Annotated in this window: 11 protein-coding genes; 7 read left to right on the forward strand and 4 right to left on the reverse strand. The window is 41.0% G+C overall.

Annotated elements, in window-relative coordinates; all coding sequences use genetic code 11:
* Positions 1-3: 3 nt before the first annotated feature.
* Genes I2I13_RS05105 through I2I13_RS05125 form a run of 5 tightly spaced genes read left to right on the forward strand, consistent with a single transcriptional unit; the run spans position 4 to position 7,897 of the window.
* Positions 4-1,800 (forward strand): RagB/SusD family nutrient uptake outer membrane protein, encoded by a 1,797-nt coding sequence (locus I2I13_RS05105; RefSeq protein WP_195648997.1) that lies wholly within the window; start codon positions 4-6, stop codon positions 1,798-1,800.
* Positions 1,801-1,836: 36 nt separating this feature from the next.
* Positions 1,837-3,030: a DUF5013 domain-containing protein gene (locus I2I13_RS05110; RefSeq protein ID WP_148366024.1), complete on the forward strand. Its 1,194-nt coding sequence runs from the start codon at positions 1,837-1,839 to the stop codon at positions 3,028-3,030.
* 49 nt (positions 3,031-3,079) lie between these two features.
* Positions 3,080-5,119, forward strand: a complete 2,040-nt coding sequence (locus I2I13_RS05115) for an IPT/TIG domain-containing protein (protein WP_195648998.1) — start codon at positions 3,080-3,082, stop codon at positions 5,117-5,119.
* 58 nt (positions 5,120-5,177) lie between these two features.
* Positions 5,178-6,476, forward strand: coding sequence for an alginate lyase family protein (locus I2I13_RS05120; protein WP_195648999.1), 1,299 nt, complete (start codon positions 5,178-5,180; stop codon positions 6,474-6,476).
* Positions 6,477-6,490: 14 nt separating this feature from the next.
* Complete coding sequence (locus I2I13_RS05125) at positions 6,491-7,897, forward strand: glycosyl hydrolase family 28 protein (RefSeq protein ID WP_195649000.1); 1,407 nt, start codon at positions 6,491-6,493, stop codon at positions 7,895-7,897.
* Between the two features lie 386 nt (positions 7,898-8,283).
* Here I2I13_RS05125 and uxuA read toward each other — a convergent pair whose 3' ends face one another.
* Positions 8,284-9,471 (reverse strand): mannonate dehydratase, encoded by a 1,188-nt coding sequence (gene uxuA / locus I2I13_RS05130; RefSeq protein ID WP_195649001.1) that lies wholly within the window; start codon positions 9,469-9,471, stop codon positions 8,284-8,286.
* 30 nt (positions 9,472-9,501) lie between these two features.
* On the reverse strand, positions 9,502-10,317 hold the full coding sequence (locus I2I13_RS05135; RefSeq protein WP_117935118.1) for an SDR family oxidoreductase: 816 nt from the start codon (positions 10,315-10,317) through the stop codon (positions 9,502-9,504).
* A 120-nt stretch (positions 10,318-10,437) separates the two neighbouring features.
* On the opposite strand from I2I13_RS05135, the gene I2I13_RS05140 reads away from it, so the two are divergent.
* Positions 10,438-11,319, forward strand: coding sequence for an AraC family transcriptional regulator (locus tag I2I13_RS05140; protein WP_148366036.1), 882 nt, complete (start codon positions 10,438-10,440; stop codon positions 11,317-11,319).
* A gap of 252 nt (positions 11,320-11,571) precedes the next feature.
* Here the strand turns inward: I2I13_RS05140 and I2I13_RS24675 are convergent, their stop codons facing one another.
* Both I2I13_RS24675 and I2I13_RS05145 read right to left on the reverse strand, forming a co-directional pair.
* Positions 11,572-11,778 carry a PIN domain-containing protein gene (locus tag I2I13_RS24675; RefSeq protein ID WP_370540801.1) on the reverse strand — a complete coding sequence of 69 codons (207 nt, stop codon included), beginning with the start codon at positions 11,776-11,778 and terminating at the stop codon, positions 11,572-11,574.
* The gene (locus I2I13_RS05145; protein WP_195649002.1) at positions 11,775-12,050 is read right to left on the reverse strand and encodes a hypothetical protein; all 276 of its coding nucleotides are present in this window, start codon (positions 12,048-12,050) and stop codon (positions 11,775-11,777) included. Before I2I13_RS05145 ends, I2I13_RS24675 begins: the two co-directional genes overlap by 4 nt.
* Before the next feature lie 136 nt (positions 12,051-12,186).
* Between I2I13_RS05145 and I2I13_RS05150 the strand changes: the two genes are divergently transcribed.
* Positions 12,187-14,142, forward strand: a complete 1,956-nt coding sequence (locus tag I2I13_RS05150; RefSeq protein ID WP_195649003.1) for a glycoside hydrolase family 97 protein — start codon at positions 12,187-12,189, stop codon at positions 14,140-14,142.
* Positions 14,143-14,200: the final 58 nt, after the last annotated feature.

Consider the following 14,200-nt stretch of genomic DNA (forward strand, 5'->3'; position numbering starts at 1 on the left):
GATATGAAAAAGATAACGAACTATATATTAATTTGCACCTGCGCACTGGGATTTTCTTCATGCGTGAATACGTTCCTTGACTTGGAACCACTGGATGCCAAGACAGATGTGATTTATTTCAAAACTCCGGAGCATTTTCGTGAATATGCTAACGGGCTTTACGGGCAATTATTAGGATGGCAATCTTCTTATGGAAGTATATTCGATCACATGGATGCAGCATCCGATCTCTCCACTTGTTTCAGATATTCGTATGGTGTAGGAACCGGTGTGATGGGAGTTCCTAATGACGATAGTCGTTGGGAGAACTGCTATGGTAATATTCGTGCCACTAATCACATGTTTGAGAGGGCAGTTTCTTCCTATACAGGTAATTTGGCGGATATTAAAAAAGAATTAGCCGAAGGTCATTTCTTTCGTGCCTATAACTATTTTTACTTATTAAAGTTTTTTGGCGGAGTGCCTGTCGTTACGAAAGTTCTCGACGTGACTTCACCGGAGTTGTATGGAAAACGTAATAGCCGTTATGAAGTTGTCAATTTGATTCTCTCTGATTTGGATGAGGCTATCGCAGGGCTGCCGTTGGAACAGAATATAACCTCTGCCGACAAAGGTAAAATCAGTAGACAGGCTGCACAGGCATTTAAAGCTCGCGTGTTGCTTTATGAAGCTACTTGGCGTAAATACAATGGCACTTCTACCGATTTTGAAGGTTCTGCCGGTCCGGCTTCCGATCAAGTAAATGCTTTCCTGGAAGAATCTCTTCAACTATCCGAAACTGTGATGGGGGATGCTGTTTATTCTCTTTGGAATTATAATAATGTAGCAGCGATGAGAAATATGAGTAGCCGTTACCTGTTTAATATTGAAGAAGAAGCTAGCAATCCTGCCGGTGCAGGAAGAGCGACGAACAAGGAATTTATCATTGCTTCTGTATATAGTCAGGAAACGCGTAAAGGACAGGTTGCTTTGAATCAGGTGATTTATACGGATATGCGTCCCAGTCGGAAATTAATTGATATGTTTTTATGCACTGACGGGCTTCCGGTCAGTATGTCTGATAAGTTTCAGGGATATAAGAATCCGGGGGACGAATTTCAGAATCGGGATTTCCGTTTGACTTCTTATGTGGGTTCATATGCTACGAGCCTGACAGTTGAGAACTGTGGGTATGGTGTTTCCAAATTCGCTATTACTGATATTCAACGCCAAAGTAAAGATGAATCGGCCAATTATCCGGTACTTCGGTTGGCAGAAGTATACTTGAACTATGCCGAGGCTGTAATGGAACGTTATGGTGAAATATCAGATGACCAGTTGAATAAATCAATAAATAAAGTCCGTGCCCGTGCAGGAATTGCCAACCTGACAAATGCATTGGCAAAGCGAATTCAGGAAGGAGTACCGGCAAATGCGAGTAAGACAGTTAATCAGGTAATGCTGGATGAGATCCGTCGTGAACGTGCTTTGGAACTCTATATGGAAGGTTTCCGTTGCGACGACCTGAAACGTTGGGGTATTGCGGAAGAGAATCTGAATGAGTCTCGTTGCGGTGCGGTAGTAGGTAATGCCAGCTATCCGACGGCATTTATAGACGAAAACGGGAATGCTACCAGTGCTTTCAATCCGGCTATTTTTACGAAAGGGACGGAAGAAGTAGAGACAGGTAAAGGTAAACTACCTTGTGTAGTGCTTCTCAAATCATCCGACTGCGCATTTACTAAGGGAGATTATTTGTGGGCGATTCCAAGAAATCAAATCAACCTGAATTCAAATCTGGTACAAAATCCGGGATATTAATCATTCAAACGTTTAACGTATAATACCATAGATTATATGAAGTTTTTATTCAAATATACATTTCACTTGGCAATACTTGCTTGTGTTTCCGCACTTTTCTCCGGTTGTGAGCAAGATCCCAAGTATAGAGTTTATGATTATCCTGTGCCGGTAGTGGAGAGCATTTATCCAACGGACGGATATGTCACTACACAGGTAGTTATTACGGGAACCAATTTTGGTGACCGTGCAGAAGCTGTGAAGGTCTTCTTCGGTGAAGCTCAATCAAATAAAGTGCTCGATTGCAAAAATAACCGTTTGGTAGTGGAAGTGCCGGAAACAGCAGTAACAGGCAATCTGTCTTTACAGATTTATAATAAAAAGGTGGAGAATATCGGTTATTATACAGTATTGCCGACACCACGTGTCATTACAGTGACCTCTGATAGTGAAGACGGTGAGGGGGTAGCTGATACGGGAGACAGGGTTACTATAACAGGTGAGAACTTTGGTGCGGATCCATCTGATATTTCTGTCAGCTTCAACGGAACGCCGGCTGAATTTGAACTGGTGGATGAATCTACTATTGTTGCGACAACTCCTGCAGATTATAAGACAGGTAATGTGACTGTAACTATTCATGGATATACAATGACAGGTAGTGCAATGTTTAATCCTAACTCAAAGGGTGATGTGACAGTGCTTTACCTCCAAAACTACAAGCAGCCGTTTGCCAAGGCAAATGACGAAAATTGGAAGAACGGTGAATGGTGGACTCCGGCAGTATGGAATCAGAATAAGGCATCTTTCAATGCAAAAAACAATACTACTGTTACCGGAATGCAGTATAAAGCAGCAGAGGGCTTCACATTAGCGTTCCAGAATGGATGGGACAAGGAAGCTTATGCGAATGGGAAAATGTGGCAAGTTGCTACGCTCCGTCCTGGTAAGTATAGATTGGAAGTTACTTATGCCTATTCGTTGGTAGTAAATGATGCGGGGAATTTTATTTCTGCATTAATAGCTAAAGGAAATAGTGAGAGTGATATACCGGATGTGGCTGATATTGAGCAATTAGATGGAGTTTGTGTGGTCTATGATAAAGCTGGTACAAATGATGATTCGGGTACGTTGGTGACACCTTCGTTTGAAGTGGCGGAGACAACGGATGTTGTCATTGGATTCCTTACTTCTCTGGCCAAAGGCAATTCATACTTTAAGGTAACAGAATTGAAATTGATTCTTGAATGATGTGGAAAAAGAAAAAAGAGTAATTCATCGTGATAATATAATTAAGATTATGAAGAAAATATATAACTATCTGTTTCCCGTTTTCCTCTCGCTTTTCGCATTGGCTGCTTGTGACGAGGATAACGAAGAAATTGTTCCAATGAGTTACACTGATCCTGTGGCAACTGTAACAAAGATAGATCCTGTAGAAGGATATGTTGGGAATGAGTTTACCGTTAGTGGCAGTGATTTTGGTATCAGAACAGAAGATGTGAAAGTTTTTATCGGTTCCCAGGAGGCAGCAGTAGTCTCCTGTGTCGACGATGCAATTCTTGCGAAAGTGCCGGAATCTGCAACAAACGGAAAGATAACCGTTGAAGTCTTCGGACAACGTGTAGAGACTGATCTTGTTTATCGTGTACTTGGTAAGCCGGGTGTTAGTGTAGTGAAACCTTCCTATGGTTTTCCGGGTGCCAGTATTGTTTTCGAAGGACAAGAATTTGTTTCTTCTAAAGCATTATACACTTTGACTTTTGGAACTTCCACAGAAAAGGCGGAGATTGTGGGTACGCCTACTGATACCGAATTTACAGCCAAAGTTCCCGAGACAGCTGGCAGTGGAGTCATGACACTTGTTATGGCAGAACAAACGATTGATTTAGCATCTTATCCTTTCACAGTGTTGAAGCATGCAACGCTTGATATTCCTAAGGAAGGCGAACCGGTTCCATCTGGTTTTGCAGGCAGTAAATTTGCAATAACAGGAACCAATCTTGTGCAAGAATTGCTGGATAGGTCTGTTGAGGGGTTGGAGCCTTTGAAAGTCACTTTCTCTAAAGCTGGCGGAGAACCTGTAGAAGCTGCAATAGATACTGATAATTTGACAGATAAGAGTATTCCACTCACTGTACCTGTTTCATTGGAAGCCGGAGATTATACAATTACTGTCATCACTCCGTTTGAAACTATTGGGACACAGTTGAAATATACGGTATTACCGATGCCGACAGTAACAGGCATTTCAACGAAAGCCGGATATATTAATGCGGAAGTAACGATCATTGGTCAGAACTTTGGTACGAAAGCTGAAAATATTCAGGTCTTTTTCGGAGAAACAGTTTGTGATAAAGTGACACTGAATGATAAAGGTAATATTGTAGTGAATGTTCCAAAAGGAGTTTCATCTGAAGCTCCGGTGAAGATTAAACTGATCATTCAGGGTAGGGAAATAGAGATGGGCGAATCGGGCACATTTGAAGTTTGGGAAACTCCGGAAATCACTTCCGTTGAAACACCGTATATTTATCCTTATGGTACATTAGTAAAAGCCGGACAGGAAATAACATTTACAGGAAAAGGTTTTGGAACGGATAAGAATTCTGTTACAGTTACTTTTGAGGGAATATCCGTACCTGTTGCGGTTAAAGAGATTACTACGACTGCTATAACAGTAACAGTTCCGCAAGGTTTCAATGGTGGAAAAGTAACAATGGTGTTTGAAGGCATTACACAGCCCGTAGAGAGTGATATATTACAACCTCTGCCGGCGGATGGAGATATTTCTCAATATGTACTTATGAATTATAAACAGCCTTTTGACTATGTAAAAGAAGGTGGAGATAATGGATTCCATAAAAAAGGAGAGTGGGCAAAAGCCGCTTATTGGATAGTTCAGAACTCTAACTTGACTGCCGGTGAAGGAGGTGCTGCTGTTGATTTGGCATTTAAAACGAAATATGGTGATGGAAGTGACGCAGGTTTGGCTTTACAAACAGATTGGGGATTTGACAATCCTAAAAATGATGGTAAGGTATATCAGACTTCTCATCTTCAAAAAGGAAAATATAAGTTGACGGCACACGTTTATGAATATGACGGCAGAGGTTTTACCGGTTATATTGCGGTTTGTAAAGGCAATGAGATGGCAAATACTAGTGATATACCAAGTAAGAGTCTGGCAAATGCTTCTATTTCCGGTACGGGTGATGTAGTCGTTGATATTCTTGTGGAAGAGCCTACCGATGTGGTCATTGGTTTTGTTTGTACGATTACAGTAAAACAAGGGCGGGCTAAGATAGATAATTTCAAATTAGAGTTAGTAGAGCAATAAACTATAATTGGGTACACCGTAATCAATGGTAGATGCGGTGTACCATTAAACCAAAAGTATGATGAAAAAGATATATTACATAGCTGCAGTATTCGCTACCCTGTTTTTGGCAGGATGTGGTGACGGCATTGACCTTCCGGATGTCAATGTGGAAACTGATTTGAATAAAATTCCCCTTCCTGATAATAACGTAAATTTGGAACAGGTTGAACTTAAACCGTCAACAGAACCCATGCTGCATGAAGGGTTGCATACGGAGGCAGATTTCCAGCGTATCCGGGATAAAAAAGCTGCCGGAGAAGAGCCTTGGGTAAGTGCTTATCAATTATTAGTAGAAAGTCAGTTTTCGCAGAAGACGGCAGATACTTATCCTACGGAATGGATTAAACGTGGCATTTCCGGTGATGAAAATTATATGAATGCAGCCAGAGGGGCTACTATCGCATATCAGCAAGCGCTTCGTTGGAAGATTGAACAAGATGATGAATATGCGGCAAAAGCGGTGGAGAATTTGAATAAGTGGGTACAGACTTGCGTCGGTGTAACGGGTAATACGAATTTATCTCTTGCCGCAGGACTTTATGGTTATGAATTTGCTATTGCCGGTGAATTATTGAGGGACTATGGAGGATGGGACCGTGCGGACTTCGCAGCTTTCCAGAATTGGTTACTTAAAGTGTTCTATCCTGCCAATGACGATTTTCTGAAACGCCATCACGATACGAATGCGTTACATTATTGGGCTAACTGGTGTCTTTGTAATATAGCGGCTAAAATGGCTATCGGCATCGTTACCGATCGTCGTGATATTTATAACGAAGGTATCGACCATTTGCAGACTGGTGATACAAACGGACGTTTACGTCGTGCTATCTATCACGATTATGCACCGGACTATAACTTTGCTCAATGGCAGGAGAGTGGACGTGACCAAGGGCACACGTTGATGTGTGTCGGATTGATGGGAATTATTTGCCAGTTGGCATGGAGTCAGGGAGACGATTTCTTTGCCTATGATGACAATCTGTTCATGCGGGCTTGCGAATATGCCGCTTGTTGTAATTATACCAATGAGACTGTACCATATACTACTTATATATGGCAAAAACAGAGTCAATGGGGATATCCGATTCCGGAAGAGCAAACAGCACTTGGTGATGGTAAATGGATCAAACGTGCGATATGGGCGTTGCCTTACTATCATTACAAAGGGGTAAAAAACATCTCGGATGATAATCTCAAATACACTAAGATTGCTACCGAATATGTAGGAATAGAAGGAGGCGGCGGTTATTATGATGCTAATTCCGGCGGATATGATGTACTTGGACTTGGTACATTGATGTATGCAAAATAAATGAACAACTTAAAATGAATAGACTGATACGAATAGCGTTTACATTTTTACTTGTAATGACTTCAGGAGTTATACAGGCAGAAATTGTCATCTATCCGGTGCCACAAGGTATCTACTATGCCCGTCACAACGATGACTACACAGTAAAGGTACGTCAAGTGGGTGAAAAAGATTGGGTAGATCTTTATGAATATAATGTAAAGGTGGATATGGATACCAAGTCGGATGCAACCATGGTACAGTTTGATTTTTCCGGTAAAGTGGAAGTGCTGGTGCAAAAGAATAACGGAGAACTCCGTTCAGCAGTAGTGCGTCCGTTATCCAAAGGCATTCAGCCGGAGATAGACGGAAATTTTCTGCTGTTCACATTGGATAAACCGCAAAAGCTCTCTGTAGAGTTCAACGGTGACCGTTTGAATAATCTGCATGTGTTTGCCAATCCGATCATTGAGAATGTGCCTGATAAGAATGATCCGAATGTGATGTATTTTGAGTCCGGTATACACGAACCCACTGATGTGGCAGGCAAATGCTTCCGTATTCCTTCCAACACGACTGTCTATCTGGAAGGTGGAGCGGTGCTGAAAGGTTGCCTGACTTGCGACAGTGTAGAGAATGTAAAGATTCTCGGACACGGTATGTTGCTTGAACCGCAGCAGGGAATATCGGTGGCATACTCCAAGAATGTACTGATTGATGGAATTACAGTCGTCAACTCCCGTCACTACACTGTTTCCGGTGGGCAATCGCAAGGAATCACTATCAAAAACCTGAAATCATTCAGTTATCAGGGCTGGAGTGACGGATTGGATTTTATGTCCTGCTCGGATGTAGTGATTGATGATGTTTTTCTTCGTAATTCAGACGACTGTATAGCCATCTATACGCATCGTTGGAATTATTATGGAGATTCTCGTAATATCCGTGTACTTAATTCTACACTATGGGCGGATATTGCTCACCCCATCAATATCGGTACACATGGAAATACGAAAACAGGAGATGAAGTTTTAGAAGATATATTGTTCAAGAATATCGATATCTTGGAACATGATGAGGACGATCGTGATTATCAAGGCTGCATGACTATCAACGTAGGAGATCACAATTTGGCACAAAACATTACTTTTGAGGATATTCGTGTGGAGCATATTCAGGAAGGACAGTTATTTCATCTTCGGGTGATGTATAACCAAAAATATAACACAGGGCCCGGCAGAGGTGTCAGAAACATAACGTTCCGTAATATTTCATGTATCGGGAAATATATCAATCCTTCTTTGATGGAAGGTTATGATAAGAATAGGAAGGTTGAGAATATTTTGTTTGAAAACATCGTGTTGAACGGCAAACGGATCACCTCTTTGGAAGAACTGAATATAGATAAAAAAGATTTTGTAGGGAAGATACGGATAAAGTAGCTAACAAATAAAAGATTGTGTTGATTTTACCCTCACACTCTCACCCGGCTCTCAATCCCTTTATCCATCGAACTTTCGTGGGTGAGGGTAAAGGTGAGAGTAGTGTGAGGGTAAAATTTACCCTCACATATGATCATAACAAAAGGTCCGGAGGAATAGTCGTTTCTTGTCTTTGAGACTGAATTTTCCAGCTTTAGAAACTATAGTTTTCCGCTTTTGGAACTGGAGTTTCGAGCCTTTGGAACTAAAGTTTCAAGGCAGGAAACCATCAGTTTCAAGTAACGAAACACTTTGTTTCACACCGTGAAACAAAATATTTCCCGCCTTGAAACAAATAACTTGGTTATTGCTCTGACGAAGCTCTGTACTGTATCAGTACTGCAAGATTATAATACAATCTGTCGTTCTTTCTCATCATCCACCACAGCCATCATTCCTTCTACTTGTGCAAGAGCCAGCATACGTCCGTGGAAAGAATATCCCGGATTGTAGCCTTTATCTTCATCTCCCAGCATCATTCGTCCGTGGTCTACACGCATCGGTAATCCCGGATTTTCCTTCTCGAAGATACGGATAAGGTCAATCAGATGTCCTCTTCCCGTAAGATGGGAGCTTTCAATGAAGTTCCCACTTTGCATGGCAGCCGTGCTGCGCAGGTGTACGAAATGAGTCCTTTTTGCAAATTTCTTAGCCAACTCACGTGTATCGTTATGCTCGCCTGCACTCAAAGAGCCTGCACAGAAAGTTAATCCATTATGAGGATTATTTATGGCATTCAGGAACCATTCAATATCACTTTCATTGGTAACGATACGTGGCAAACCTAATACCTGAAATGGAGGATCATCCGGATGTACGCACATATTAACTTCATATTCTTCGCATACAGGCATGATTGCAGATAAGAAATAACGCATATTTTCACGCAAAGTATCGCGGTCTATATCTTTGTACAAAGCGAGTAGCCGCTTGAAGATGGCAACCGGATTTTTATCTCCTTCTTTGATATTGCCGTTGACAAAACCTTGTGTCTTGACGATAATGGTATCAATCAAAGCGTCTTTTTCTGCTTCTGTGATAACCTTATCTAACTCGGCAACTTTCTGAAGTTCTTCTTCAGTGTAATCTTTTTCAGCTCCTTCACGTTCTAGGATTCGGATATCGAAATAAGCAAAACGGATGCGGTCATAATACAGGGAACTGGTACCGTCCGGCCAAGGGTATTGCAAGTCTGTACGTATCCAGTCGATAACGGGCATGAAGTTGTAACAAACTGTTTTTATGCCGCATTTACCCAAATTGGCAAGGCTTGTTTTGTAGTTATCAATTAACTGTTCACGTTCCGCTCCTGCGTATTTGATTGCTTCACAAACAGGAAGGCTTTCCACTACCGACCAGCGTAACCCATACGATTCGATGTATGATTTCAAATCGTTAATAGCTTCTACTGTCCATATTTCACCATTCGGTACATCATGCAGGGCAGTGACAATCCCTTCTACTCCTATTTGTCGGAGCATCGGCAAGGTAATCTTGTCTTTCTTGCCGAACCATCTCCAAGTTTTTTCCATCATAGTTTCTTTTCTTTATTAAGGAGCGATTATTTATACTCCGCTGAATGCACTGAAACCACCATCGATAGGTAGCATGGCTCCGGTTACGAAGCTAGCGGCTTCACTACACAAGAAATGCACGGCGCCATTCAATTCTTTAATATCACCAAAACGTTTCATAGGAGTTTTAGCCAATACTTTCTTGCTTCTATCTGTCAGTGAACCGTCCGGGTTGATGAGCACACGACGGTTTTGGTCGCCGATAAAGAAGCCCGGTGCAATAGCGTTTACACGGATACCATCACCGTATTTCAGTGCCATTTCACTTGCCAGCCATTGAGTGAAATTGGCTACGGCAGTTTTTGCAGCCGAATATCCCGGTACACGGGTGATAGCGCTGTATGCTGCCATTGAGGATACATTAATGATACATCCTTTGCCTTGTTTTGCCATTACTTTACCGAATATCATAGATGGGTAGACTGTCCCGTTCATATTCAGATTAGTCACTTTTTCCCAGCAAGAGATATCCATATCATAAAAGTGCTGATCCGGTTCAAGAGTAGCTCCCGGCATATTGCCACCGGCAATGTTCAATAGAATATCGATCTGTCCCCATTTGGCTACGATTTCTTCGGCTACTTTCTCCAAGCTGGCGATGTCAAGTACATTACCGATGATACCGATTACATCGTCACCGTATTGCTTAAGTTCAGCCACACGGTTGTCTAGTTGCTCCTGACGAATGTCAATAGCGACTACTTTTGCTCCCTGCTGTACAAAGTGTTGGGCAATATTTCCACCCAGTACACCACCTGCTCCGGTAATAACAGCAACTTTACCGGCAATACTAAATAATTCGTTCATGGTTTCTATCAAATGTTTTTATGAATTGATGCAAAAATAGCGGGTTTTTATACATGCTATGATGCGTATTTTTGCAAGATATTTACCTATCTTTGCAAAGGTAGTTTAGAAAGGAGATTTATGAAGAAGATAATGAATGAGAAGTTGACTATTACGACTTCCAATCCCGTCCGTGCCCGCTTTTATGAATATCCGCGTTTTACGTATCCGTGGCATTTTCATAATGAGTATGAAATTATCTATGTAGAGGAGGGAGAGGGGGATTGCCTGGTAGGTGACAGCATTATCTCTTATTCAAAAGGTGATTTGATTCTTTTCGGTTCCGAGCTGCCTCATAGTATGCAAAGCCCACCGGATGACGGAGAAGAATCCGATAATGGAGAAAAATCCAAACTGAAAGTAAAAGGAGTGAATATTCAGTTTGAGAAAGATTTTATGCATTATTCTATTTCTCAATACTCCCAGTTTATTCCTATCAGGAATTTATTGGAAGATGCTTGCAGGGGGATTAAATTCACTGTTGTCCACTCAGGGAAAATTATCAAGCTATTAAAACAGATACCTTCTGCCAGGGGAGCGGAGCAAATCATCCTGTTGCTTTCACTTTTACAGATGATGGCTACCAATAATCACAGGAAATATCTGACTACTTCCCATTATACCCCATCTCCTTCCATCATGCGTAATGAAAGAATGGAAAAGGTGATTGCTTATTTGAATAAACATTATACCGAGTCTATCGGTCTGGATGAAATTGCTTCTTACACAGCGATGAACCCTGCTGCTTTCTGCCGATACTTTAAAGAAAACACAGGAAAGACATTCAAAGAGTATGTACTTGATATGCGTATCGGATATGCTTGTAAACTATTGAATAGTAGTATGATGAATATATCTCAAATTAGTGCTACTTGCGGATTTGAATCACCTGTACATTTTAACCGCATCTTTAAAAGGGTGACAGGAATGACACCGACTTTATATAGAGAGCAGATGGAATAATATCAAAGTTCAGATGATATTTTTCTTATAAATTCTTCGGGAGTTACAATCTCTATTTGGTCATTGTTGGTATAGAAGTCTTTTTTATTCAGAGTTATTAGGTATTCACATTGTTCGGCTATTGCATTTTGATATTGATAACTATCTTCTATATCTGTAAAATTAGCATCCCATATGCCTTTGTTTAATTCTTCATTTGAAATGTCGCAAATATCCGACATTAATAATATGTTATTAAGTATATTACGTAGCTTATCTAAACGTTGCTCTTTTGGATAAAGAATCTGTTTTCTTTAAGTATGCCTCCACAAGATATGTAATTGTATATAAAGAATCTTGAGAAATATAGCAGTCGACAACTCTAGTTTTATATAGATTGTATATGCGGGAGATTTCAGCGGAATGTGAACGGTTGGTTATGGATTCCATTAATATATTGGTATCTAAAAAGACTCTCATTCTAGGTTATATTTTTCTTTTAAAATATTATCTCTCATCTCTTCCCAAGGAATTTCAGAATCAATACTTCCTATTAAGGATTGGCTATCGAACAATTCTCTCCTTTTCTTTCTGGAAAGATTAATCTGTCCCCCTTTTTCTTTTTGAAGCTGCATATACTGTTTTAGTACATCAACATTTTCTTCTTCTCTGATGGACTTAATAATTTTACGTCTTATATTTTTGATATATGACTGGGAATAATATTCACCTATGGGTTCTTCTACTTTCATATCTTGTTCTGCTTACAATCTAAACAAAGATACTATTAAATAATAGAACTAAAAATAATATTTTATTTTTTATCGTATATTTGATATTGAGTATAATATCTTTCTCGTTCGTATATAATAGGAAAGATGAATAAACATGAACGTAAATAGAAGAATGAAGAAAAGAATTTTGCTTTTGTTGTTGGTGATACCGGCATTGGTAAAAGCGCAAGATGTGATGACAGAAACCCGCCAGGAACTGATGTCTCCTGATGGAGCTTACCGCTTTACCTTCTATCAGCGTGCGGTGGGAGAGGATAATGCACAAATGTATTATACCTTGACTTATAAGAACCGTCCGGTGATTGAAGAAAGTAAATTAGGAGTTCTGATTGAGAATCAACTGTTTGAGTCGGCGTTGGGCGTTCCGAACGATACTTGTCATTTTTGGTGTGAAAATCTGAAATTGACAGGGACTGAACAACGAAAGGCGGATGCAACATGGAAGCCTGTATATGGCGAACGTGCGGAAGTACGTGACTGCTACAATGAGATGACTTTGAAATTCAAGAAGGGAGAAGGGGATGGCAACCGAGACGGTGGCTATGATAAGCGTAAGAATTACTTTATGAACGTTATCGTTCGTGCCTATAATGAAGGAGTTGCTTTCCGCTATCATTTTCCGGAAACGACAAACGGACTTTTCTTGCATATCATCGGTGAGCAGACCAGCTTCACAATGCCTGAAGGAACGATGGCATATTACGAGCGTTGGGCACAAGGACCTTGCGTACTTCGTCCGTTGGAAGGATGGGGCAAAGAGGAGAGTGAGCGTCCTTTGACTTTGAAACTGCCTGACGGATTATCCGTAGCCCTGTTGGAAGCGGAAATGGTGGATTATGCCCGTGGTAAATTCCGTTTATCGACAGAGAAACCTTCCACTTTGGAGACAAGTCTGTATAGTAGTGTCGATATTATTTCTCCTTACAGTACTCCGTGGCGTGTAATCATGGTTGGCGAACGTCCGGTCGATTTAATTAATAATAATGATATTGTCTTGAATCTGAATCCGGCTTGCAAACTGGCTGATACTTCTTGGATTAGACCGGGAAAAGTATTCCGTTCGGGAGACCTGAAACAGGAAAGAGTAAAAGCTGCCATCGACTTTGCAGCAGAGCGCGGCATTCAGTATGTGCATATGGATGCCGGCTGGTACGGACCGGAAATGAAAATGAGTTCGGATGCTACTACTGTTTCTCCTGATAAAGACCTTGATATACCTGCTTTATGTAAATATGCCGGATCGAAAGGAATCGGACTTATGGTGTATGTCAATCAGCGTGCATTAGTGCAGCAGTTGGATACCCTGTTGCCTTTGTATAAGAAATGGGGATTGAAAGGTATCAAGTTCGGTTTTGTACAGATTGGTAATCAGCGTTGGAGTACTTGGCTGCATGATGCAGTCCGTAAATGTGGAGAATACGGTCTGATGGTAGATATTCATGACGAATATCGTCCGACAGGATTCAGTCGTACTTATCCTAACCTGATGACGCAGGAGGGTATTCGTGGTAATGAAGAAATGCCGGATGCCACACACAATACGACTCTTCCTTTCACCCGCTATCTGGCAGGTGCAGGAGATTATACGCTTTGTTATTTCAATAACCGGGTGAAGAATACGAAAGCACATCAGTTGGCTATGGCAGCAGTGTATTACAGTCCTTTGCAATTTATGTTTTGGTATGACAGACCGGAATTCTACCAAGGAGAAGAAGAACTGGAATTTTGGAAAGCCATTCCGAGTGTATGGGATGACAGCCGTGCGTTAGATGGAGAAATTGGTGAATATATCGTTCAGGCACGTCGTTCGGGGAATGACTGGTTTGTAGGAGCAATGACAAATACGGAAGCCCGCACAATTACATTGACTACGGATTTTCTGGAACCGGGAAAGAAGTATATGCTTCATCTCTATGAAGATGATGACAAGCTGAATACACGAACGAAAGTACGCACTACTCATAAGAAGATAAAAGCCGGAGATAAACTTGTTTTGAAGCTAAAAGCAAGTGGCGGGGCCGCATTGCATTTCACTCTATTGGAAAAATAAATTGTTTTTTATGTAAATCAGTAGTTGAATTAGAGTAAAACAGTATATAAATGAACTA

The organism is Bacteroides sp. D55t1_190419_B8 (assembly GCF_015558905.1).
In the GTDB taxonomy this organism is placed as follows: Bacteria; Bacteroidota; Bacteroidia; order Bacteroidales; family Bacteroidaceae; genus Bacteroides; species Bacteroides vicugnae.

What these genes read in the sequence shown, in the direction of transcription:
- I2I13_RS05105 (WP_195648997.1), top strand. Translation starts at nt 4, where the DNA reads ATGAAAAAGATAACGAACTATATATTAATTTGCACCTGCGCACTGGGA.
- I2I13_RS05110 (WP_148366024.1), top strand. Translation starts at nt 1,837, where the DNA reads ATGAAGTTTTTATTCAAATATACATTTCACTTGGCAATACTTGCTTGT.
- I2I13_RS05115 (WP_195648998.1), top strand. Translation starts at nt 3,080, where the DNA reads ATGAAGAAAATATATAACTATCTGTTTCCCGTTTTCCTCTCGCTTTTC.
- I2I13_RS05120 (WP_195648999.1), top strand. Translation starts at nt 5,178, where the DNA reads ATGATGAAAAAGATATATTACATAGCTGCAGTATTCGCTACCCTGTTT.
- I2I13_RS05125 (WP_195649000.1), top strand. Translation starts at nt 6,491, where the DNA reads ATGAATAGACTGATACGAATAGCGTTTACATTTTTACTTGTAATGACT.
- uxuA (WP_195649001.1), bottom strand. Translation starts at nt 9,471, where the DNA reads ATGATGGAAAAAACTTGGAGATGGTTCGGCAAGAAAGACAAGATTACC.
- I2I13_RS05135 (WP_117935118.1), bottom strand. Translation starts at nt 10,317, where the DNA reads ATGAACGAATTATTTAGTATTGCCGGTAAAGTTGCTGTTATTACCGGA.
- I2I13_RS05140 (WP_148366036.1), top strand. Translation starts at nt 10,438, where the DNA reads ATGAAGAAGATAATGAATGAGAAGTTGACTATTACGACTTCCAATCCC.
- I2I13_RS24675 (WP_370540801.1), bottom strand. Translation starts at nt 11,778, where the DNA reads ATGAGAGTCTTTTTAGATACCAATATATTAATGGAATCCATAACCAAC.
- I2I13_RS05145 (WP_195649002.1), bottom strand. Translation starts at nt 12,050, where the DNA reads ATGAAAGTAGAAGAACCCATAGGTGAATATTATTCCCAGTCATATATC.
- I2I13_RS05150 (WP_195649003.1), top strand. Translation starts at nt 12,187, where the DNA reads ATGAACGTAAATAGAAGAATGAAGAAAAGAATTTTGCTTTTGTTGTTG.